The organism is Paenibacillus sp. J2R1T-4, from assembly GCF_059692235.1.
Genome location: NZ_JCAUBA010000015.1, coordinates 88161 through 110018, shown reverse-complemented (window position 1 = coordinate 110018; position 21858 = coordinate 88161). Strand labels below are relative to the sequence as shown.

At 46.4% G+C, this 21858-nt stretch carries 20 protein-coding genes and 1 riboswitch; of the genes, 12 read left to right on the top strand and 8 right to left on the bottom strand.

Going from position 1 to position 21858, the window contains the following annotated elements; genetic code table 11:
* Positions 1–164 precede the first annotated feature (164 nt).
* The 3 genes from AC58QD_RS22785 to AC58QD_RS22775 are packed head-to-tail and all read left to right on the top strand — an operon-like array spanning position 165 to position 3615.
* Positions 165–1460: a hypothetical protein gene (locus tag AC58QD_RS22785; protein ID WP_497337299.1), complete on the top strand. Its 1296-nt coding sequence runs from the start codon at positions 165–167 to the stop codon at positions 1458–1460.
* Positions 1457–2194 (top strand): response regulator transcription factor, encoded by a 738-nt coding sequence (locus tag AC58QD_RS22780; RefSeq protein WP_497337298.1) that lies wholly within the window; start codon positions 1457–1459, stop codon positions 2192–2194. Before AC58QD_RS22785 ends, AC58QD_RS22780 begins: the two co-directional genes overlap by 4 nt.
* On the top strand, positions 2191–3615 hold the full coding sequence (locus AC58QD_RS22775) for a sensor histidine kinase (RefSeq protein WP_497337297.1): 1425 nt from the start codon (positions 2191–2193) through the stop codon (positions 3613–3615). Before AC58QD_RS22780 ends, AC58QD_RS22775 begins: the two co-directional genes overlap by 4 nt.
* Here the strand turns inward: AC58QD_RS22775 and thpR are convergent.
* Positions 3600–4214: an RNA 2',3'-cyclic phosphodiesterase gene (gene thpR / locus AC58QD_RS22770; protein WP_497337296.1), complete on the bottom strand. Its 615-nt coding sequence runs from the start codon at positions 4212–4214 to the stop codon at positions 3600–3602. The genes AC58QD_RS22775 and thpR overlap by 16 nt on opposite strands.
* 166 nt (positions 4215–4380) lie before the next feature.
* Between thpR and serC the strand changes: the two genes are divergently transcribed.
* Positions 4381–5475, top strand: coding sequence for a 3-phosphoserine/phosphohydroxythreonine transaminase (gene serC / locus AC58QD_RS22765; RefSeq protein WP_497337295.1), 1095 nt, complete (start codon positions 4381–4383; stop codon positions 5473–5475).
* Positions 5476–5760: 285 nt separating this feature from the next.
* Here serC and AC58QD_RS22760 read toward each other — a convergent pair whose 3' ends face one another.
* On the bottom strand, positions 5761–6888 hold the full coding sequence (locus tag AC58QD_RS22760) for an SGNH/GDSL hydrolase family protein (RefSeq protein ID WP_497337361.1): 1128 nt from the start codon (positions 6886–6888) through the stop codon (positions 5761–5763).
* 145 nt (positions 6889–7033) lie between these two features.
* On the opposite strand from AC58QD_RS22760, the gene AC58QD_RS22755 reads away from it, so the two are divergent.
* The gene (locus tag AC58QD_RS22755; RefSeq protein WP_497337294.1) at positions 7034–7873 is read left to right on the top strand and encodes an alpha/beta hydrolase fold domain-containing protein; all 840 of its coding nucleotides are present in this window, start codon (positions 7034–7036) and stop codon (positions 7871–7873) included.
* A gap of 282 nt (positions 7874–8155) precedes the next feature.
* A complete protein-coding gene (locus AC58QD_RS22750) occupies positions 8156–9169 on the top strand; it encodes a polysaccharide deacetylase family protein (protein ID WP_497337293.1) in 1014 nt (337 codons plus the stop codon).
* A gap of 10 nt (positions 9170–9179) precedes the next feature.
* Here AC58QD_RS22750 and AC58QD_RS22745 read toward each other — a convergent pair whose 3' ends face one another.
* Positions 9180–9986, bottom strand: a complete 807-nt coding sequence (locus AC58QD_RS22745; protein WP_497337292.1) for a 3D domain-containing protein — start codon at positions 9984–9986, stop codon at positions 9180–9182.
* Positions 9987–9993: 7 nt separating this feature from the next.
* Positions 9994–10174: riboswitch (cyclic di-AMP (ydaO/yuaA leader) on the bottom strand.
* Between the two features lie 68 nt (positions 10175–10242).
* Entirely contained in the window at positions 10243–10959 is a 717-nt protein-coding gene (locus AC58QD_RS22740; protein WP_497337360.1) for a response regulator, read from the bottom strand.
* 120 nt (positions 10960–11079) lie between these two features.
* Between AC58QD_RS22740 and trmL the strand changes: the two genes are divergently transcribed.
* The 4 genes from trmL (at position 11080) to AC58QD_RS22720 (ending at position 14242) form a co-directional block, all read left to right on the top strand.
* Positions 11080–11544, top strand: coding sequence for a tRNA (uridine(34)/cytosine(34)/5-carboxymethylaminomethyluridine(34)-2'-O)-methyltransferase TrmL (trmL, locus tag AC58QD_RS22735; RefSeq protein WP_497337359.1), 465 nt, complete (start codon positions 11080–11082; stop codon positions 11542–11544).
* A gap of 130 nt (positions 11545–11674) precedes the next feature.
* Entirely contained in the window at positions 11675–11923 is a 249-nt protein-coding gene (locus AC58QD_RS22730) for an AbrB/MazE/SpoVT family DNA-binding domain-containing protein (protein ID WP_497337291.1), read from the top strand.
* Between the two features lie 152 nt (positions 11924–12075).
* On the top strand, positions 12076–13413 hold the full coding sequence (locus AC58QD_RS22725; protein ID WP_497337290.1) for a neutral/alkaline non-lysosomal ceramidase N-terminal domain-containing protein: 1338 nt from the start codon (positions 12076–12078) through the stop codon (positions 13411–13413).
* 148 nt (positions 13414–13561) lie between these two features.
* Positions 13562–14242, top strand: a complete 681-nt coding sequence (locus AC58QD_RS22720) for a putative endonuclease domain-containing protein (RefSeq protein ID WP_497337289.1) — start codon at positions 13562–13564, stop codon at positions 14240–14242.
* A 680-nt stretch (positions 14243–14922) separates the two neighbouring features.
* Here AC58QD_RS22720 and AC58QD_RS22715 read toward each other — a convergent pair.
* From AC58QD_RS22715 to AC58QD_RS22700, 4 genes are read right to left on the bottom strand one after another with little or no spacing between them, the layout of a single operon-like run.
* Positions 14923–15993: a phosphodiester glycosidase family protein gene (locus tag AC58QD_RS22715; protein WP_497337288.1), complete on the bottom strand. Its 1071-nt coding sequence runs from the start codon at positions 15991–15993 to the stop codon at positions 14923–14925.
* Positions 15990–16427 carry a hypothetical protein gene (locus AC58QD_RS22710; protein WP_497337287.1) on the bottom strand — a complete coding sequence of 146 codons (438 nt, stop codon included), beginning with the start codon at positions 16425–16427 and terminating at the stop codon, positions 15990–15992. The genes AC58QD_RS22715 and AC58QD_RS22710 overlap by 4 nt, the downstream gene beginning before the upstream one ends.
* Before the next feature lie 49 nt (positions 16428–16476).
* Positions 16477–18099, bottom strand: coding sequence for a response regulator (locus AC58QD_RS22705; RefSeq protein ID WP_497337286.1), 1623 nt, complete (start codon positions 18097–18099; stop codon positions 16477–16479).
* The gene (locus AC58QD_RS22700) at positions 18096–19892 is read right to left on the bottom strand and encodes a cache domain-containing sensor histidine kinase (protein ID WP_497337285.1); all 1797 of its coding nucleotides are present in this window, start codon (positions 19890–19892) and stop codon (positions 18096–18098) included. The genes AC58QD_RS22705 and AC58QD_RS22700 overlap by 4 nt, the downstream gene beginning before the upstream one ends.
* A gap of 163 nt (positions 19893–20055) precedes the next feature.
* Here AC58QD_RS22700 and AC58QD_RS22695 point away from each other — a divergent pair, with 163 nt between their 5' ends.
* Both AC58QD_RS22695 and AC58QD_RS22690 read left to right on the top strand, forming a co-directional pair.
* Complete coding sequence (locus tag AC58QD_RS22695) at positions 20056–20940, top strand: carbohydrate ABC transporter permease (protein WP_497337284.1); 885 nt, start codon at positions 20056–20058, stop codon at positions 20938–20940.
* A complete protein-coding gene (locus tag AC58QD_RS22690; RefSeq protein ID WP_497337283.1) occupies positions 20937–21776 on the top strand; it encodes a carbohydrate ABC transporter permease in 840 nt (279 codons plus the stop codon). Before AC58QD_RS22695 ends, AC58QD_RS22690 begins: the two co-directional genes overlap by 4 nt.
* The last annotated feature ends 82 nt before the right edge of the window (positions 21777–21858 follow it).

Sequence of the window (21858 nt, the reverse complement as noted above, 5' to 3'; positions counted from 1 at the left end):
ACGACACATTCTTCCAAAATGTTTCTGGATTCCCATACGTTTATAGCTTCATTTCGACTGTTTGTTACTGGATTGTTACTTTTTGATTACGAAAACCAGTTATTATGTATATAATTATGGCACGGAAACCGGGTTAAACGGAGTAGAAGTCGGAGGGGCTCATTATGGCATTGAAGCGGAAAGCATTTTTAATAGGGCTTGTCTGTATGTTGATCGGTACGGGCTGCAGTCTGACTCAGCCCCCGCAAACTTATATGCGGTTACCAAAGCTCATGGCTGAAGAGGAGAAGTTAATGGAGCAGTTACAGGTTTCCTTGCCTCCAGGCGCCGCGATTATTAAACCGCGCAAGTTGAATCAGAGGAATACGGTGCCTATTCTAGACCTTAACGGTGACGGGATGGATGAAGCGGTTATTTTTTATAAGGATAAAGGCGATAAAGATCAGATTATTGGACAATTATGGTCGAGAAAGCAGGAGGGCTGGAAGCTGCTGCAGACCATCCAGGGAGAAGGCAATGAACTCGACACCCTTACATTCATCGACCTTATGCATAATGGAAGCCCAGTAATTATAGTCGGCTATTCATCCGTAAGCAATAGAGATCAGAAAGGACTTACCTTATATTCCTTGAGCAGGGAGGGACAATTGCAGAAGCAATTCGAGTCTCCTTACCAAGAGCTCATTATAGACGATATGAACGAAGACAGCAAGGTGGATATGACTGTGATTAATCGAGTGCGGGGTAAAGATAAAGATACTGCGTCCGCAACCTTGTATCAATATGAGGGCTCATTCTTGGAAAAAGGGAAGACCCCGCTCGACCCTTACGTGAATGGATATTACAATGTAATGTCAGGACAAGTCTCGGCAAATAAGCGCGGTGTCATTCTTGACGCCGGTGTGGGTGCTCACTCTTCACTGAGCCAGATCCTCATATGGGACAACGGTCAACTAAGAGCAGTCTTCTCGGATAAAGATAATCCTACCTTTCGTGCTTATTCGGCTTTAAGTACAGATGTGAACCGGGACCAAATTATCGAGATTCCTCTCATGATCACGCCTCCAGGCTGGGAAAAAGCAGCGATGGTGGAAATTCCATGGATATTCCAATATTACAATTGGGATGGCGAAGCTGGTCTCTCCTATGTCCTGGAACGGTATTTGGATAACACTCGCGGTTTCTATATCGACATCCCGAAGGGTTGGTCAGGAAAGTATACGCTCGAGAAGACGGATACATCGGTGCGCTTTGTGACCACAGCTGAGAAAGCGCTCTTGGCTGAGATTCGATTTGTCCCAGTTGCGCAGTGGAAGGGAGATCAGGTTGACACGTGGGTGGAGCTGACGAGAACAGCAACGACGGTGTTCATGATTAACAAGGGCGCTGTGGATTCTGATAAATCCTTTTTTCATTTAGTTACGGAAACGATTAATCAGGGGGAGGACAATCCGTCATGAATGACTCTAAACCAGTCCTGACCCAAGATAGTCATGGGAAAGTATTGATCCTGGAGGATGAAGATTCGATTCGCAGCTTTGTGGTTGTGAATCTGAAACGGAACGGCTATCAAGTCATTGAAGCCGATAATGGGGATGAGGCACTCCGTCTCTTGAAGACGGATCTAACGATAGATATTGCTCTATTAGACGTCATGGTCCCAGGGATTAACGGGTTCGAGGTGTGTCGTCTAGTACGAGAGTTCAATGAGAAAATCGGTATTATTTTCTTAACCGCCCGAGTTCAGGAGCAGGATAAAGTAATGGGACTTTCTCTAGGCGCTGACGATCATATGGGCAAACCCTTCAGCCCTGTTGAGCTAATGGCGAGGGTGCAGTCGTTAATGAGGCGTGTCCGGCTTGTAAAAGGTGAATCACAGCAGGGTGATTCCATTGTGTCTTGCGTGTTCGAGCTGCATCCCAAAACAAATCAACTGCTGAAGCGTGACCAGCGCATTGAGCTAACGCCTACCGAATTTTCATTGATTCGTCTTCTGATGGAGAGGCGCAATGTGCCCGTGAGCAGGGACCAGCTCCTGGATGAAATCTGGGGTGTGAATTACGTAGGTGATCCGAAGATTGTGGATGTAAATATAAGGCGGGTGCGTCAAAAAATTGAGGATGATCCTTCTCAGCCACAGTACGTGGAAGCAATATGGGGGTACGGGTATATGTGGAAGGAGCAGAGGGTATGAGAAGCGGCGGTCTGAAGCGCCAAGTGGTAGCCCGATTCATTCTCGTTGTGCTGCTGACTTTGCTTCTTGTAGAAACGGTGCTAGCGCTAGCCGTGCGTCAGTATTATTACAAAAGTATCGAGACGGTATTGGCCAATCATGCGTCTGTGTCGCTCTCATTCAACAGCAAGTACTCGAATAATTTGTACTTTACCACCTTCAAGCAAAATTTGAATGAGTTGGTGCACAATCTGGCCTATGAGTCAGCCGAGCTGGAGATCATTGATCTGGATGGAAGTATATTGATCACATCCAGCGGATTCGCTTCGGAGAATAAGCGACATACCGAAGATGTGAGAAAAGCCGTAAAAGGACAAGTCGGCGTGTGGACGGGAAGATCTGCGGTAACCGATGAGAAAGTAATGGCCGTCTCTACACCGATCCTGTACAATGGCCAGACTCTGGCTGTTCTACGCTACATTACTTCATTAGATGAAGTGGACCGTATTCTGTTGCGCCTTTTACTCTTATCCATTGCAATAGGTCTCGGTGTTTTACTGGTTGTTCTACTTGTTAGTATGACTTTAGCTAATTCTATAGTGAAGCCGATTAAGAGAATAACGGCAGCATCTGCAGAAATGGCCCAAGGACGGTTCGAGGTTAGGGTGCACGAGTCTGATCGCAATGAGATTGGGGAATTGGCCAAAACCTTGAATTTCATGGCATCCGAAATTGTGCGAAGCGAGGGACTGAAGAATGATTTCATATCCTCGATCTCCCACGAGATTCGAACACCGCTCAGCAGTATAAAGGGCTGGAGCGAGACCCTTCAAACCGGCGATATGCAAGATGAGAAGGAGACGCGTCAAGGGCTGCAAATCATATCCAAGGAAACAGATCGCTTAATCGGGCTTGTAGAGGAGCTGCTTGATTTCTCCCATCTGGATCAGAAGCGAATTAATCTGGATATAAGGAAAGTTCCGATTGCAAGCTTGCTTGAGGATGTTATCCTGCAATTACGATCCAAGGCAAAAAAGAAGCAGATCTTCATTCTGCTCCGTATGAACGATGAAGCGCTTGATCGGCATGTTGCTGTATCCGGCGATTCGAATCGGCTGAGACAAGTGTTCCTTAATCTATTGGAGAATGCAATCAAGTTCTCACATATGGTCAGTACCATCGAGATCAGGTTAGAAAAACAAGGCCATGAAGCGGTAATTCACATCATGGATTGGGGAATAGGCATCGAAGCGGAGCATTTATCCCGTATTGAAACGAAGTTCTTCCAGGTGAATCCTCAGGCTGAGGGAACGGGCCTCGGCCTGTCGATCTGTCGCGAGATCTTGAGTTTGCATGGCGGTACATTACAATTCTCGAGTGTTCTAAATGAAGGCACGACCGTTACGGTTACACTTCCGCTCTTTGATCAACCCCCAGCGTAAAAAAAGTAGTCACCAAGCGTTTCATACATCGGTGATTGCCCTAGGTGGGTCCTATACAATGTCACTCTGTCTACGACCCATTCGGCGGCGATACCGGCTGGCATTATCGTTTGTGAAGCTGTCTGCAGCAGCTGAGCGCTTTTATCTTTGCTGTTGCCTGCGAAGCGGCGAGCCAGTGTCACATGCGGAGCGTAGGCGCGCGCTTCTGGAGCGTAACCAAGCTCAGCCGCTTGCTGCTCCACATCAGACTGCAACTGCTGCAGCACCTGCATGTTGCCGCTGATCCCTGCCCACAGCACGCTTGGAGTTTGCGGTGAGCCGAATGTGCCAATGCCCTTGAGGCTAATTCCAAAGGGCATTGAACGGGCAGCTATTTGGCCAAGCTTCGTCTCCAGGCCACTAACCGAGGAAGTGGAGACGTCACCAATGAATTTCAGCGTGAGGTGATAGTCTTCTGGATGAACCCATTTCTGGAACGGCCAATCCTGCTTTAATTGCTCCATTGCGACTTTCAGTGCGGTCTTGACTTCACTTGGGAGCGGTATGGCGATAAAAAGGCGCAGCGTATTCGAGCTCGACATCGTTTGATTCTGCTTCATCGGGGTCACCACCTCTTAAGGAATACCAACTGGATTGACTTCTCCAGTAGCATACCCTGATTTTTAGACATTTTTCAGACAAAGCTTGCTATTCGTATTGAACATACCAGGGAATACTGCTATTATTAGCGATATTACCAAACAGGGAAAGAAGGGGACAATCGAAATGTCGCAGCAAACACGTGCTTTTAACTTTAACCCAGGCCCGGCTGCATTGCCTCTTGAGGTGCTTCAGCAGGCGCAGGAGCAGTTCGTAGATTTCCAGGGAATCGGCATGTCGATTATGGAGATCTCACACCGCAGTAAGCAATACGAGCAAGTAAACGACGAGGCACAGGCACTGATGAAGGAGCTTCTTGGAATTCCATCCGGCTATGAAGTCCTATTCCTTCAAGGCGGGGCAAGCACGCAATTCGCCATGATCCCTATGAATTTATTGCAAGCAGGTAATAGTGCCGGTTACGTCTTGACGGGAACCTGGTCGGATAAAGCCTATAAAGAAGCTAAGCTGATCGGGACAGCCTATGCGGCAGCGAGCGGGCAAGAGAACGGCTTCACCCGTATACCGGGCCAAGAGGAATTGACTATTCAGGCTGATACAGCCTATGTGCACATCACCTCGAACGAGACGGTCGCTGGCTCGCAATTCATGCAGTACCCGGACACGGGTTCCGTCCCGCTGATCGGCGACTTGTCGAGCGACATCATGTGCCGACCGGTAGACGTATCGCAGTTCGGTCTGATCTATGCAGGAGCACAGAAGAATCTTGGACCGTCAGGCGTAACGATCGTCATCATTCGTGAGGATTTACTGCAGAATACTCCCAAGCACTTGCCTACGATGCTGCGTTATGATACCCATGTGAAGGGAAAATCACTGTACAACACTCCGCCTGTATATTCCGTATATATGGTTAACCTTGTGCTCCAATGGATTAAACAGATCGGCGGCCTGGCGAAGATGGAACAGCTGAATCAGGTCAAAACGAAGCTGATCTATGACGCAATAGATCAGAGCGGAGGGTTCTACAGAGGGTTGGTCGATCCATCCAGCCGGTCCTTGATGAACATCACGTTCGCGCTGCAAAACGAGGAGTTAGAAGCCCGATTCTTCAAGGAATCAGAGAATAACGGCTTCGTGGGCCTTAAAGGCCACCGCGATGTAGGCCACATGCGTGCTTCTACTTACAATGCGGTACCCTACGAGAGCTGCAAGGCGCTTGCGGAGTTCATGAAAGATTTTCAACAGAAGAATGGCTGATGATAGGGATAGAAAAAAACCGTACACTTCTTAGGAAGTGTGCGGTTTTTTTTGATTTAAAGCGGAAAATCCGCTCTAGACCTCGGGGAACGCTGCTTGGCGTTGCTCTAAAGCGGAAAAACCGCTTTAGAGCTCGGGAAACACTGCTTGGTATGGCTCTAAAGCGGAAAATCCGCTCTAGAGCTCGGGAAACGCTGCTTGACATGGCTCTAAAGCGGAAAAACCGCTCTAGAGCTCTGGAAACACTGCTTGGCATAGCTCTAAAGGCGCCATGAAACTTACATACTAATCGAGAATAAAGCCCTTAAAATCTACATTCGTCGACTCCCCGGTGAAAGCTTCCAGCTTATAAAGTCCTAATTCGAGCTGGTCAACTAAGGTCTCGGCTCCGGTTAGAGCCACAGGAACTCCATTCACTTTGATGTAAGTGTCTGGTGAATTTCCTTTGTATGCTTTTAGAGTGAGCTTCTTCTTGGAGGTAACAAACACCCAGACCGACATTATTCTCATGTCCGCGCTGTCCGTCTTTGTATAGTCAACGTAAACCTTGAAGCTGTCCGTAAGAGCAGCAGGCATTGTCAGCCAATCTTCAGGGATACTAGCCGCGAGCTTTTGACTGGAAAAATCAATCTTCGTGTAGCTATCCGCAACGATTGTGAGAGGCGAGATATGCGAAAAAATAACTTCAGCCTCATATTGATGGCCGACATCTCCAAAGTGCAGCCTGTCCGAAATAATTCTGTTTGCGCTAAACGAAGAATAAAGCAAGAACATCTCTGTAAACTTGTTGAGGTCGATCAGCTGCAAGTCATATTCAATGGCAAGCTCACGCTTCACTTCATTCGCTACTGAGTTAATGGTTCCACTAGTACGCAGAGGATACGTTTCAGCATAAGTCGTATGTACGCCAGGCTCTACAGTAGCTTGTGTCGTAATCAAGAACGGTTGAATGCTCTTAGAGTAACACCAAGTAATAATCTGCTTGATATTGGCCTTGAAGCCTTCTCTATAAGCTTTTGCGTTCGGATAAACAAGACGGTCGTTAATTCCGAACCCGATGCCAATCATTCTTACATCCTTATAAGCGGATGATTCACCGAATTCCTGCTCCAAGACGGTTACCGCCCAGCTTGCGATTTGCCCGCTGAAACCAGCGTTGTAAATACGCAGAGTCTGGTTGTTCGAAGCATCCCGAAGCAAACCCTCTAATTTCTTAGAAAATGCGTTCGGTGAGCAATTATCACTGCCCAAAGTATTGCGTTCCCAATCCGAAGTATTGGAACCGTCTACCGTACTGTCTCCGAAAAACGCAAGGGGGAACTTACTTCCACTCAGCCACTCTAACCACGCATCCGCAAACGTATATATTTTGTTCGGTATTGCTGAGTTATCCAATTTGTGATCCCATTTCATGTCCAATACAACCACCTCCAAAATAAACTATTCGTCAAGCCGGGCGGAATTCCTCTACTGAATATCCTGCCATTTCGAACGCGAAGTTGTGCTATAATTATCGCTGATATTATGCAATCTGATAATGAAAGGTGGTAAACATTGGATGCGAATAAAAGAATATAAGGATGTCGCTTACGGCCCGCACGATAGAAATGTTCTAGACGCCTATATCGTTCAGCGAGACGGGGAGCGTACGCCCGTGCTTGTCTATTTCCATGGAGGAGGATATGTGGGGGGCGATAAGACGGAAAATCTTCATAGGCAGCTTATGCAGGAATGTCTGGAAGCGGGAATATCCGTAGTATCTTGCAATTATCGTTTTATTACGAATAACCCATACCCTGCTCCGATGCAGGACGGGACCAGAGCACTCCAATTTGTTAGAAGCATGTCGGATGAATGGGGGATCGATCCTCGGCGAGTAGCCTCATCAGGTTCATCAGCAGGCGGTCATATCGCCCTATGGAATGCATTGAAGGGTAACTCGGCTAAGCCGGACAGTCCAGATCCAATAGAACGGATAACAACTGAAGTCTCAGCTTTCATCGGCTTTGGCACTCAAGTGTCCAAGGATCAAAGATTCTACGAAGGGATTTATGAAGGGCCGCATATCCAACCGAATCTGCCTTTGTTCTATGGGATCCCGTCGATTGACGATTTGTACAAGCCGTCCGTATTGAAGCTTATGGAGGAAGCGTCTGCGATCACCTATATGTCTCCTCAAGCTCCCCCCGCCTTCATGCAGTACGGCTTTGTTCTGGACTTACCGCGTATCCCTCAAGAAGCACCCGTCGGCGAGGTTATCCATCATCCCATGCATGGTTATATGCTGAAGCTTAAGTACGAGGAGTTGGGTATTCCATTCATTCTTAGGCATAGCGGAGACCCGGAACAGCCCGGTGAAATGGCTCAGTTCCTGTTGGATAGCTTTGACCGCAAGTAGAGTCCAGCTCACGAAGAGCGAACACAATTTCCTCTGAACGTAACACCATCCTTTATTGCCCGGCCTATACATATGCAGTAAGGCAACAGTCTTTGTAATGTATAGGCGGGCCCTTCTTCATGCTGAATCCTTTTATTTCTCGACAAACGTTATTAAGACTCCCTCCAATCTGTAACCTTACTCGATTCCACTTTTTGAAGGTTATTCTTTTTGTTGGTCCTTTACTCGTATGCGGGTGTTTTTTGTATTCTGGAGCATACTAGAGGAAACGGGGGGCTCACGATGAAAAAACATATCGATTATGTATCGAAACCAATTTCTATTGCCATATTCGTAATTGCGATAGCAATTGGGTTAGCAGGCTGCGGAGCGAAATCCGCTTCAGAGCAGAAGGATCACGAAGCCATTCATCGCGATGTCAATATTTCTAGTGGAGAACAATCAACCGCGAATTTATCATCCATGGATTCCAACATGCAGCGAACTCCTCTGCCTAGTGTTGTTATGCCTCAGCCATCTGTTCCGCTTGCTATTCCTTCGCCAGCCCCAGCACCAGTGCCGACCCCTGCTTCGCCTGCATCTGTGAAGAAGAAACCTTCAATTCCCGTCCAACGGCAGCAGGAGATGTCACAGAAAAAACTGACCCTTGCTGAATTAAGAAGTAAATATTCCGACATTTTCAAATTCCAGGGGCAATCGCAAGGACGTAAAATCGCGCTAACTTTTGATGATGGTCCTGATGATCTATATACGCCTCAAGTCCTGAATGTATTGAAAGCCGCAAATGTGAAAGCAACCTTCTTCCTAGTTGGTAAACGAGCGGAGGCACATCCGGCAATTGTGGGCCGTATTGCTAAGGAAGGACATGTCATTGGAAATCACTCTTATAATCATCCGCTCTTTACCAAGTTGTCCTTATTGGCTTTTCAGCAACAGATTAATCAAACGACCCGGATTCTGAGCGGGCAAATTGGATACAGCCCTAAGCTGATTCGACCGCCATATGGAGCAATATCAGAGGAACAGCTGAAATGGACCGGCGACCATCGATATATGATCGTGAACTGGAATGTAGATTCCTTAGACTGGAAAGGGTTATCCGCGGAGCAAGTTTCTCATAATATATTAAGCACGGTCAAATCCGGGGCAATTGTTCTGCAGCATTCAGCAGGCGGAGACAATCAGGATTTATCTGGAACGGTAGGAGCGTTATCAACGATTATCCAGAAATTAAAAGCAGACGGCTACGAATTCGTAACCGTCCCTCAATTATTGAATATACCTAAGCAGTTATAAAGAACAAGGGTCAGTTCAAAACGTAGATCTCTACATTTTGAATGCCAAAACCTTTGACATAATCTCTAGACCCAGGAATGAAGATATCAATTCGATTACCCTTAATGGCTCCACCAATATCTGTCGCTTTTGCCATAAGTGTCTGCGGTAGACCGTCAAAACTATGTCCTCTGACCAGAACCGTTGTGCCAAGCGGGATGACGGATGGGTCAACTGCTATCGTACCAAGCTTAAGCGCATTGCCAAAATAATCTACTGCGCCATAATTGCCGTTCTCTTCCGTTGCGCTGGAATAGGCGGATGCCTTGGCTTGAATAACCTTTTTATAGGAAACGGGTTTCCCGTTGCTATCCTGAACGGTCTTGTTTTGCGTATCCGCTGTAGGTGCTGATTGAGGCGCTGCCGCCTGTTTCGAGGCTGTAGCAGGCTTAGTTACAGCTTTGGCTTTGTTCACAATTGCAGCTTTTGGAGTGGCTGCGGGAGCAGGTGTAGGCTGAGGCGCTGGGACTGCAGCGGGTTCTGCTGATTGTGCTGGCGGAACATCAGCGGTTACGAATAGTGCTTGCTCCAAAAGCTCTAATCTCAGATTAGGACGCTGCAAATCCCAACCTGCTTGAGAATCGAACGTGATCGGTACAGCAGGGGCAATTGGCTCCCAATTGTTAATCTGTTCCGTTTCTTTAACGGTTGGAGCAATAGAGATGAGTTCTTCCGGAAGCAGCTTGATTACATTTTCCGCAAAGACGGTTGTCCCGCCAATACAGAAGGCTCCTAACGCTACAGTAGCTAACGTTCGGGTGACAAATTTGGATTTCAAGGTACATCGCTCCTTTTGTAAATAGGCCTACGAGGTTAGTTGTCGGGTTTGGGCTGAGGATACAACCCTTCGTTGCTTGAAGTAACGATTCACCCCATCGGACTTGATGAACAGAAGTCCGCAATAAATCATCCCCCGCACTGTCGCAATCAAGCTGATTGGATGGACAGTTTCGGCCGTGCATAAACAAAAGAGTAACATACCTATCCGATCGGATAAATGCCCAAAATATGGGTACCTCTATTGAAAACGTTTCCTACCTACTAATAATTTCCTTCGCAGAAGGCTCCGTAAGCTTATATCCAACGTTGCGAACAGTCATGATATATTCAGGATTTCGAGCATTTTTTTCCATTTTATCGCGCAAATGACTAATGTGAACATCTACGATTCGGGTGTCCCCGAGAAAGTGATAATCCCATACCCCGTGCAACAATTGCTGACGACTGAGCACTTTTCCTCGATGTTTGCAGAGAAAGACGAGCAGCTCGAATTCCTTTGGCGTTAACTCGACAGGATTACCGTGCATATTCACTTCACGTTGATCAGGAACAATTTCGATTGGACCGATTTGCAGTTTATCTTCCGTAAGAGAAGGCAAGGTACTCAATCTGCGAAGAATGGCTTGAATGCGGGAAATAAGCTCCTGCGGGCTGAATGGTTTGGTCATATAGTCGTCTGCGCCATTATCCAAGCCTTGTATTTTGTCAGACAAATCCTGCATAGCGGTTAACATAATGATCGGTACCCGGTTATCCTGGCTGCGCAGCTTACGGCATACTTGAATACCATCCAGCTTGGGGAGCATCAGATCCAATACGATCAGGTCCGGACGGAATTTAGAAAGCACTTCAAAGACGGCCTCACCATCATACACACATTGCACATCATAGCCAACAAGCTTCAAATTGTATTCTATCAAAGTGGAGATTGAGGGTTCATCATCAACAACTAGTATCCGTTTTTTTGTCATCATCTAGGTCTCCTTTTCGATCATAGTCGGTTAACAATACATTCATTATGGCGCAAGTATATAAGGAGAATTTGCATCCTTTGTAAAGTGGATGTTAAAATGTTCGATGAGGTGAAGGATTTGGCTTTTCATATTGTGCTTGTGGAGCCGGAAATTCCGGCGAATACCGGGAACATCGCTAGAACTTGCGCGGCGACTGGGACTCATCTGCATTTGGTGAGACCGTTAGGATTTGATACCGATGACCGGACTTTAAAACGTGCAGGGCTAGATTACTGGCATGCTGTAAACGTAGCTTATTACGATTCATTCCAGGAACTGCAGGCGCAGTACAGCACTAGCAGATATTTCTATGCCACTACTAAGGCAGCTCGACTGTATACACAATTTGAATACAAAGACGGAGATATGTTTGTGTTTGGCAAGGAAACGAAGGGCCTTCCTCCCGAGTTGGTGCAAGCCAATCGAGATACGTGTATTCGGATGCCTATGACGGATGCCGTGCGCTCTCTGAATCTATCCAATTCGGCGGCCATTGTGTTATTCGAAGGTTTAAGGCAAAATCAATTCCTTGGACTAAGCTAAAAGGCATCGAACTTGCAAATATTGCGACCCCATGGCATGAAATAAGCAGGATTTTCCGAACAAATAGCGAATATAGTAGGACGAACATGATCTGCGTTTTTTCGTTACATTTGTCGGAGGGGGAACTTTGATGAGGCCAGCTGGCGTCGTCCGTAAGGTTGATCAACTGGGCAGAATTGTATTGCCTAAGTCGCTCAGAAAGCGTTACAGAATGAATGAAGGAGATCCTGTAGAAATTTTGGTAGCCGGTGATCAAATATTGCTTGAGCGTTTTCGGCCAAAATGTGTTTTTTGCGGGGAAATGAATGAAGTAACGGAATATAAAGAAAAGCATATCTGCCAAGGATGCTTAGGGGAAATGACGCAAATACGGGCATAATCTCCAAGGATTTCCCGGTGGCGTGCATCGTTAGCATCCAGAGCAGTCTTAATACAGAAATGATTGTGCGCAAGAGACGTCTAGTCAGTCATACATGACTGTAGGGATAGTCTCTTTTTTCCTACTATAAGAGACTGAGGAGATGAATCATCATGTTATTCTGCACAGCTCAAGAAATCATTACACCCGATCATCCTGTATTCATGCACGGTTACGGGGCGCGGACCCATAAGTCTGAGGGTGTCCACGATCCCATTATGATGAAGGCTGTGCTCTTACAGGCGGACAAATCCTTGCTGATGATCACGATTGACATGTTAGGCTCAGACCGCAGCTTCATCGTGGGGATCAAGAATGCGTTGAAGGATGCATTCGGTCTAGAGCATGCGGATGTGATGATTAACTTCTCGCACACCCATCATTCCGTCTTTCTCACGGGTCGTGATGTTTCGTTGCGACGAGGCGGCTACAGTATGGGACAAGAAAAGTGGCCATTATCCGAGGAAGAACTCGTTTATACAGAGGATGAACTATACTACGATTACATAGAAGAAACGTTGCTGCGGATGGTCCGGCATTGTTATGCTAACCTGACTAAAGGGGAGCTGCTGATAGGCCGGGCAGATTCTGATTTTGGGATTAGCCGAAGATTGCCTGATGGACAAGGCGGTGTACAGTGGAAGCCTTACTACGGAGGCAAGATCGATAAGGATTTATTCGTGCTGAAGCTGGTGGATGCCGATCAGATCGTAAAAGGAATTTTATATAATTACGGGTGTCATACAACGGCGATGGGCTCTGCCAACTACTTGTTCTCAGGAGACTTTGCTGGGAAGACGTCTAACTGGTTAGAGGAAGCTTATCCCGGCGCAACAGCTATCTTCTTGCAAGGCTGCGCCGGCGAGATCAAGCCCATGAAAAGTGCGGACGGAGACAAGTTCAAGTCCTGTACTTACGAAGAGATGGAAGAAGCGGGAGTTGATCTGGCCAAGGAAGTCGCACAATTGATGGAGAGCGGATCATTCACTCCTGTGCGAAGCAGCGGCTTCCGATCTGTGTTGTTAGATCCGTATATTTATACGGAGCAAACTCCGGTTGAGTTTTATGAGAAGATTATGAACGATCCGACGGCGGGAGAATTTTATCAAAATTCAGCTCGGAGGACCATTCAAGCCATACAAGACGGAACGATTCAGGATCGGATGCCTATCTTCATCTCAATCTGGCAATTAGATGAAGAGACACGGATTGTGTCCATTGAAGGTGAAGTGTCCACGCAATATGCTTTAATGATCAAGAAGATGTTCGGTACAGGTAAGACGCTGGTATTAGGCTATACGAACGGCGTATTCTGTTACATTCCAACGGCGCAAATGATTCATGAAGGCGGCTATGAAGCTACTTGTAATTACTTCTTCGGCCTGAGGGGACCGTTCGTGCCTGAGATTGAAGATATCATCATTGGGCAGATTGCTAAGGCGGTTTTGTGAAGTTGGGAATGAAAGCAATGGATTTGTGTTAAAATGTAACATGTAACAACCAAATTACGGACGCGAAGCACGCGCTGTTCTGAATGTACCGGTCGATGATCGGGGATTCGGAATGGCGCTTTTTTTCGTGAGCATAATGGAGGGGATGATGAAATTGTCGTTGTTTGAAACCAGTTATTCGGCTTGGCTGTTGAGACATTTGTCGTTGCGTGAGGGGGAACGTCTGAGGAGATTAGAGGCAGGTCATGAACATGCGGAGAAGCTGTTTGCCCAGTATATATGGTGGCCGGCTGTGGGGAATTTCGATTATTTGCATCCCGAATATGAGGTGTATGATTTCAAGGACGGTAGACGATTCCTGGATTTTGCTTGGATATATGGAACCCTCTATTTGGTGATCGAAATAGACGAATTCACAACCCATGTCAAGTTGGACAGGAGCAAGTTCTCCGATCATTTGAAGAGACAGAATGATCTCATTAATGACGGATGGAAGATCCTGCGCTTCTCTTATGACGACATTTTGGAACGCCCGCGCAGCTGTCAGCAGCAATTACAGCAATTCATGGGTCGTTGGGCGGGTGTAGACAGAGGGAATGGTGGTATTCAACTACTGAATGTCTGTGAGAGGGAGGTCGTAAGAATGGCTTCCAGGCGCGGGCAACCGTTCGGGGTCCAAGAGGTGATTCTCTGGTTAGACGTACATAGACATACTGCGGGCAAGTTGTTAGTTGGGCTACAGCAGAAAGATTGGATCGTTGGGGGAGGATTTGGCAGTAAAGGCTTACACCTCTTTACATTGAACCGCGCGAAGGAAATTAACTTTTAAAGTGACATGGGGATGGTTGGGGAAAGGGTGGTGGCGGCCGGATGGACTGGGAGGATGTAATGCTTTATTCCGCTAAAGTAGATGTCGAAGAATTGTACATAGACAGGCAAAATCAACCTGTTTTCCGTGTTAGATGTATAAGATTTCGACATCTAAAGCTGAAAAAAGCAAAAATTGGTACGAAATGAGGCCTATTCCGGGCCAAATGAGTGTTAGATGTACATTTCTTCGACATCTAGAGGTGAATTGGGGTCGTTTTCAGCTGTCTGTGTCGAAATTTTATACATCTAACCTCGTGAGTAGCTAAATTAACCAAGCCAACCAACCAAGCCATTAACTATCACTCAGCCGCCCCGACTCACAAAATTATATATAATCGCTCAGAAAAAAGCCCCTGCACCAGGCGTTCACCTAATGCAGAGGCTTTCAGTTGATGTTGCTTACAGGCCTTTGGTTTTATCTTCGTTGTAAGAAGATGTCATTATGGCCACAATGAACATAACGAACGTGACCATCACGAGCCAGAACGTTGTAGATGTGAAAATTCCCATGCGTATGCACCTCTTTTATCGTGGCTTTCTTGACTACCCCTATTATACCCAACTGTCCCGCAAAAGAAAATGTTCAATTGTGAACATTTCGTGTTGTGAACATCCGCCGCAGCCACCGCTTCATTCCGATCATTTGAAGAATAAGAAGTTCGTAGGCAGCGGCCGCAAGCGTCCATCGGACGGGTTGTTAATCACTTTGCCCTCTACAACGAGGGAGGAGGAGCCTCCTCCATCCAGATTGTACGCATCACGGATGCGAAGCGCAGCCAAGCGGTCTTGCAGCTCAGCGAGCGTCGCGCCGGAGCCCCCTCGTTCATCGTAGCCATCTGCGACGAGGATCAGCAGCTGATCGTTGCCAAAGCTGCCGATTACAGTGCGCGGTGCCCGCTTTGGCGAGTTCTGCCATTGCGCAGGAATAGGCTGCTTCACTCCGTTCTTCAGCAATACAGGAACGAATGTGGCGCCGAAGGACGGCTTCAGCTTGTCCAATTCATCCTGACGGGAGAACAATCCGCCGATCAGCTTCCGCTCCGTGCTTAGTCCAACGAAGCTTAAATTCTCGAATGTCGGTTCGAAGCCGTACACGAACTTGCCGTTCAGCATCGTGTTGCTGAGCGGATATCGCTTGCCGCTGCTGTCATCCGCGAACCCGCCTGCGTTCACAGCGGCAATAGCGCCCAATCGATTGGCAGCTTCAAGTGTTGTTTCGCTGCCTCCGAGCCTGTCTTTGCCGAGTGCCATTTTCATCGCACTGTCCGTTTTCAAATTCGTTTTCAATCCGTAGCCTTTATAGTTGGCGGTGGAGAATTGGTACAGCTTAAGATCGATATTACCCGAAGTGATGGTCCGAATCGGATTCCCCATTAGCGCAGTTATGCGATTATCGAAGATTTGCTCTGGTCTGCCTGTTTGACTAGCAGCTATGGTAAGCAAGGCGGACATTTCCCTGTTGCTCTGGTCGTATAACTTGTAGAATTGTTCTATATTCCCTCCTATGGCTACCGCATCCGTCTTGGCCTTATCAAGCCTGCTATCGATGGAAGCTGCTTCTCCTTCAATTGAAAAAAATTGCAAAGGAGATGGTTGCGGAGCTGTAGTCGTTATCGACCAATCGGAAAGAAGTATGTAGAACATAATGCCTAGGAAAGGTGCGCAGACTAACATGAAAAATCGATTGATTTCTCTAACACTTATACTCATTGAAGCACGTCCAGGTTTTTCTTCAAATCGTCAAGCTTCTTCTTCACTTCTTGCAATTGAGTGTAAAGCTGATTGCTGTTATCGGTCTTACTGTTCGCGCTGTCTCTGGAGAAAGCAAGCAGTTCATTGAAGGAATCTACCTTCGCCTGAAGCTTGGACATTTCAGAAGTCATGCTTGCTTTCAACGTATCCACTTGCTGCTGATATTCTGATTGCAAGGTCTGCAGCTGCTGGTTGGTCTGGCTGTACAAATCGGAAGTAATTTGCTGCTTAATGTGTTCCGTATACCAAACCGCACCGAGAATTCCTGTAGCGATGAGCAGGAGCCAGCTGGTAAAAAATAAAAGGTATGATTTCTTGCGGGTTTTGACTGATTTGCCCGCGCGCGCAGAGGCAAGCGAAGTCGTTGCTATCGTATCCAATTGTGTACTCAAGTAGGTTCACCTCTTCATCTTACTATCCATTTAGCTCTTTAAATTCTAGTTACTTCAAGGTCTTTCTGTATTCATTCGGGGAAACTCCTTCCAGTTTTTTGAACACTTTGCTGAAATATTTCTCGTCCTGGTAGCCCACTGCTTGTGCGACATCAGCAATTTTAAGCAAAGGATTCAGTAATAACAGCTTGGACTTATCAACGCGAATCCTGCTAATATAATCGACGACATTTTCCCCGAATTGTTGCTTGAATTTGCGACTAATATATTCCCGGCTCAAAAAGAACTGGTCGGACAAATCTTTAAGCGTCAAATCACTCGCATAGTGATTGTCCAAATAACGAGCGATGTCATACATCACCTCGCCCCCATGAATACGCCGATTCTGAAGGATATTCGTCAGCTTGCCCATGCTTTCCATAAGCTCTGAGTGCCACATCGCTATTGATAGCTTACCTTGGCTGTCCATAGGGACAATATAGCGAGCGTTCTCAGAAGGCAGCCGCAGATCGGGTTTCATTTCTTCCTCCCTGAACAGATCCTGCATCCATCTCGTTTTCAACACACTGTACTCATGACCCCACAATTCAAGCTGATCGACTGTAATTTCGTCCAACTGCTTCACCGCATCGATCAACTCATCCACAGCTGTTGCAATCTGCTCATCCTTTCCGCTGCGAATGGCCATTCGGACACGTTCCTCATAATCCGTCAGATGAAGCGTACTGGTTCTAGATGCTGAGGTATCTTCACGGTATACGGTTATTCGGCTGCCCGGCTGCAGCAAGTTGCGTTTGCGCAGAGCGGTGTGAGCTTCTTTGAATGATTCCTTAAGTCCGTTCGGGAAAGGCTTAGTGAGCCCGATGCCGAAGTCGAACTGGGTTTTGATAGCACGAGCAATGCCTCGGCTTATTTGGGTTATTGTCGATTCTACATTTTGAAGATCGCTCCAGATTAACAGGATGATCTCCGTATGACTGTTCCAATAGCGGAAGGCTACTCCTTGCTTCTTCCCAATCAGAAACTCGTTGCAAATATTGATCAGCGTAAAGAATAACAAATCCATCCGATTGACAAATTTCTCAGCAATCAGCTTTTCCATCGTGTCCAGACTCAATACACTGACTCTGCATTCGCTTGCCTCGCACATGCCCGGAAGTATAGGAGCCAGCTGGGCCTTAAGTCTTCCGTAGTCACCTGTATCGTTCAGCAAAGTAGACAGCAGGTTGTCCAAATAAACAGGTTTGATCTGATTCATTTCCATATTGCGCTGCTGCTCTTGTGATCTCGATTTCTCTTCGCTTCTCCAGCTATCCACTGCCTTGCGAAGCGCTTGTTGGAGCTGCTCCGGATCAAGCGGCTTTAATAAGTAATCGGTGCCTCCATATTTCACGGTGTGCCGGACAAAATCGAAATCATTATGACCGCTAATTACAATGGTTTTGCATGGCAGAGCCTGCATCTGAATCCATTCCAACAGGTCAAGTCCGCTGCTAAGCGGCATCATTATGTCGGTAATAATAATCTCTGGCCGTTCTTCTTGAATGAAATGCTTGGCCAAGCTCCCATTCTCAGCCTCGAGAATCGTATCGATCCCCAAAGCATCCCAGTCCGCTAACATACGGACAGCTTCTCTTACATGCTGCTCGTCATCCACAAGTAATACCTTCATACGGGATCCCCCTCTTGCACAGATGGAATCGTAAGAACAACAGATAAGCCACTTGGGTTCACGTGCAGTAACTGAATAGAGGCTTCAGTCCCATAATATAGCCTTAATCGGTCCATCACATTCGCAAGGCCGATATGGTTTTGCCGGTTCTCAATTTCCGGTCCATCCAACTCCATCTGAAGCTTATGAAGTCGTTCTGTCGACATTCCCGCACCGTTATCGCTAATTTGGATAAAGAGTCGATTGTTCATTAACTTCGTTGTCACTGTTAGAATTCCACCTTTGGTCTGAGATGTTTGTCCGTGTTTGAAGTAGTTTTCTGCAATGGGTTGAATGATCATTTTGGGAACCATTACGGCCTCAGTCCCCTCACCAATCGTACAGCTAAACACCAGCTTATCTCTAAATCGCTGCTTCTGCAGGTCCATATAATGCTTCAGGTACGTAAGTTCAGCGGATAAAGGAACTAGCGGTTCATTGGTCTGCATGGAATAATGCATCATTTTGGCCAAAGAAGCAAGCAGGGCGTAAACGTTCGGAGCCTGATGCTGCAAGGCTAATGTGCCTATGGATTGCAAGGCATTGTTAAGGAAGTGAGGGTTAATTTGCGCCTGCAGGGCCTTGAGCTGATTCGTCTTGTTAGCCAGAGCGAGCTTATATTCACGCATAATCAATTCGTTAATCGTATCCATCATCGTCTGAAATCTTCTGGATAGCTGACCAATCTCATCCTCCCTGTTCATCTCAATTCTGGTGTCCAATCGACCGGTTTGGATTGCATTCATTTGACGGATCAGATGTTTGATCGGTGAGGTGAGACGAATGGACACCGCAACAGTTGCTGCAATAGCGATCAACAGGCATAGTAAAGCAACGAGCATGTTAATGAACGTTAGGGTCCGGGCATTCTCATATAAGTGATCGTATGGAATTCTTTTGACAAGAGACCAATTCATATAAGGTGTGATCATTTTGTCATAGACCACAATGCCTTTGAATGTATCCGTATTCCACTCAAAGCTACCCTGCACCGTTGATTGCTTCAGTAAATGCTGGACCCAGGGCTCATCTGAAGAAGGGCGCTGATTATCCGTCATACGACCGGCAGCCAAGATCTGTTGACCATCCGAATCAATAATATATAGCTGTTCCTTCTCTTCGTCCATTAATTGCTCGGCAATGCGGCGAATTGTATCCAATCTTACGTCTATAGAAAGAAACCCGATTAATCGTGTGCTTGGAACACTATGAATAGGACGATGCAACGTTATCACGGACTCAGGCGAATAATAAGGAAGCTGCTGTATGCCATAATCATGACTTGGATGTGCTGGTTCCATATAGGCCGCATAAGGGACAGTGATTTCTCTCCCAGACTTTCCTGCTGTCGGACCGCTTCGTTTGAAATTATCTTGGATGAATAGATAGGATCTGCCGCTAATAATGGCGTCCAGATAAATTTGATACGTGTCCTTCACATTTCTCGCCATATTTTGTAATCCATTATAAATTCTAGATTCGCTTTCATAATCAGTCAACCCTTGGTCCAACAATTGATGGAGTGAACGGTCGCTGTATAACGAAAGTGAAGCTGCGCTTAGGGTGTCGGTGAAATTAAGCAGGTTCGTTCGGCCTTGATAGATGAGCTGAGTATTCACTGCAACGGCACGGTCCTTCAAGCTTTCCTTTGTATAGATGTACGTAATGTACATAGACAATCCAATGGGCACAATAGTTGCAACTAGCAAAAAGACAATTAATTGATTCCGAATGCTGTGTCGCAGAAACTGCATGTTAGCCCTCATCTCGGTTATTCGATATGGTCATTGTGAGCAAATAGAGATCAATATATTCCACCAACTGGTTTAACTGTATCGGTGTGTTTGAATTGTTCATTTCTCTATAATGAATACACACATACTCCAAATAATAAACAAATTGAAAGGACGGTTGTCCATGCGCAGCGCAAAATTAGACTCTACATGGCTTCAACAGCTTATCTTTCTTGGCCCTGCCATTGCAGTGTTTGCTGTAATTATCGTGATTCCCTTCTCGCTAGGGATTTATTACTCCCTGACTGACTGGAACGGTGTATCCGGTGCAGTTCAATGGATCGGACTGGACAACTTTGTCGCGATTCTGACCAATGATAAAGATTTTGCGAGGTCATTCTGGTTTACAGCGAGGTTCACTGTTGCAGATGTTCTCCTTACTAACCTGCTCGGATTTGCGCTAGCCTATTTATTAGCACAGCCGCTCAAGTCACGCAACTTGTTAAGAACGGTTTTCTTTCTTCCGAATGTGATAGGCGGACTGCTGCTCGGATTCATTTGGCAGTTCATCTTCGTGAAAGGCTTCTCCACCATTGGAAATGCTACGGGAATTAGTTTCTTTCAGCTCCCTTGGTTAGGTGATTCGACTACATCGTTTTGGGCACTGATTATCGTTAGCGTCTGGCAAGGCGCGGGTTATTTGATGGTTATCTATATCGCAGCGCTTACCAATGTGCCTAAGGAAGTATTGGAAGCAGCTCATATTGATGGAGCTAACCGTTGGCAGGTTCTTTGGAACATTACAATACCGCTCATCATGCCAGCAATTACGATCTGTTTGTTTCTAACGATATCTTGGGCATTCAAGATGTTCGATCTGAACTTCTCTCTTACCAAAGGGGGACCTTTCCGATCAACGGAATCCGTAGCTATGAACATATATCTGGAAGCTTATCAGAATAACAAGTTAGGTCTAGGGACTGCTAAGGCTCTCATATTTTTTGCGGTAGTTGCCCTGATCACGACCATACAGGTGACATTAACGAAGCGGCGGGAGGTGGAGGTGTGAAAAGCAATAGCAGTCCATATTCAGCCAAATTATTCGGTGTAGAACTTCTCGTTATCTTGATCGGGTTATTGTTTCTCGTTCCCTTTTACTTCGTCTTGGCGAATTCGTTCAAGTCTTTCAGTGAGCTTCTGTTGAATGCAGCCAGCTTGCCGAAGGCTATCCATTGGGAGAACTACTCACGGGCTTGGACCATTATGAAATTTCCTTCCGCTCTGAAAAATTCACTGATCATTACGATTATCAGCAATATTGGACTTGTTCTGATCGCGGCATCAGCAGCCTATCGACTTGTGCGGCATCATACTCGCTTCAATAAAGTATTGTTTACCTTATTCGTTGCATCTATGGTCATCCCTTTTCAAGCTATCATGATTCCGCTTGTCAAAGTGGCCAAATGGTTTGGGCTGCTCAGCAGCTTGCCGGGGCTTATGATTTGTTACTTCGGCTTCGGAGTGTCGATGTCTATCTTCCTATATCACGGGTTCATCAAATCGATTCCAAAAGAAATCGAAGAATCCGCTGTTGTAGACGGTTGTACACCATACAGTGTTTTCTGGAGAATCGTATTTCCACTGCTTAAGCCAATTACAGTCACCATTATTTTGCTCAACAGCTTATGGATCTGGAATGACTTTCTGTTGCCGCTGCTCATTCTTCAAAAGCCTGAGCTCCGTACCATTCCGCTTGCGACCAATTCCTTTTTCGGGCAATATACGAAACAATGGGACTTGGCTTTGGCCGCGCTTGTTATGGGCATCAGTCCAATTGTCTTGTTCTTTCTGGCCATGCAGCGCCACATTATAGAAGGGATTACTGCCGGCTCGGTCAAAGGCTAAATTATTGCACCTATGTAGACAATATCCTCAGTGTGAGGCGCATTCTTGAATCAATACAATAAGAGTTGTAATGCAGCATATT

Excerpts from the sequence above, each read along its gene's own strand:
- AC58QD_RS22715 (WP_497337288.1), bottom strand. The coding sequence starts at position 15,993 with ATGAGTATAAGTGTTAGAGAAATCAATCGATTTTTCATGTTAGTCTGC.
- AC58QD_RS22720 (WP_497337289.1), top strand. The coding sequence starts at position 13,562 with ATGAAATTGTCGTTGTTTGAAACCAGTTATTCGGCTTGGCTGTTGAGA.
- AC58QD_RS22775 (WP_497337297.1), top strand. The coding sequence starts at position 2,191 with ATGAGAAGCGGCGGTCTGAAGCGCCAAGTGGTAGCCCGATTCATTCTC.
- thpR (WP_497337296.1), bottom strand. The coding sequence starts at position 4,214 with ATGAAGCAGAATCAAACGATGTCGAGCTCGAATACGCTGCGCCTTTTT.
- AC58QD_RS22700 (WP_497337285.1), bottom strand. The coding sequence starts at position 19,892 with ATGCAGTTTCTGCGACACAGCATTCGGAATCAATTAATTGTCTTTTTG.
- AC58QD_RS22695 (WP_497337284.1), top strand. The coding sequence starts at position 20,056 with ATGCGCAGCGCAAAATTAGACTCTACATGGCTTCAACAGCTTATCTTT.
- AC58QD_RS22760 (WP_497337361.1), bottom strand. The coding sequence starts at position 6,888 with ATGAAATGGGATCACAAATTGGATAACTCAGCAATACCGAACAAAATA.
- AC58QD_RS22740 (WP_497337360.1), bottom strand. The coding sequence starts at position 10,959 with ATGACAAAAAAACGGATACTAGTTGTTGATGATGAACCCTCAATCTCC.
- AC58QD_RS22730 (WP_497337291.1), top strand. The coding sequence starts at position 11,675 with ATGAGGCCAGCTGGCGTCGTCCGTAAGGTTGATCAACTGGGCAGAATT.
- serC (WP_497337295.1), top strand. The coding sequence starts at position 4,381 with ATGTCGCAGCAAACACGTGCTTTTAACTTTAACCCAGGCCCGGCTGCA.
- AC58QD_RS22750 (WP_497337293.1), top strand. The coding sequence starts at position 8,156 with ATGAAAAAACATATCGATTATGTATCGAAACCAATTTCTATTGCCATA.
- AC58QD_RS22780 (WP_497337298.1), top strand. The coding sequence starts at position 1,457 with ATGAATGACTCTAAACCAGTCCTGACCCAAGATAGTCATGGGAAAGTA.
- AC58QD_RS22785 (WP_497337299.1), top strand. The coding sequence starts at position 165 with ATGGCATTGAAGCGGAAAGCATTTTTAATAGGGCTTGTCTGTATGTTG.
- AC58QD_RS22755 (WP_497337294.1), top strand. The coding sequence starts at position 7,034 with ATGCGAATAAAAGAATATAAGGATGTCGCTTACGGCCCGCACGATAGA.
- AC58QD_RS22705 (WP_497337286.1), bottom strand. The coding sequence starts at position 18,099 with ATGAAGGTATTACTTGTGGATGACGAGCAGCATGTAAGAGAAGCTGTC.
- AC58QD_RS22725 (WP_497337290.1), top strand. The coding sequence starts at position 12,076 with ATGTTATTCTGCACAGCTCAAGAAATCATTACACCCGATCATCCTGTA.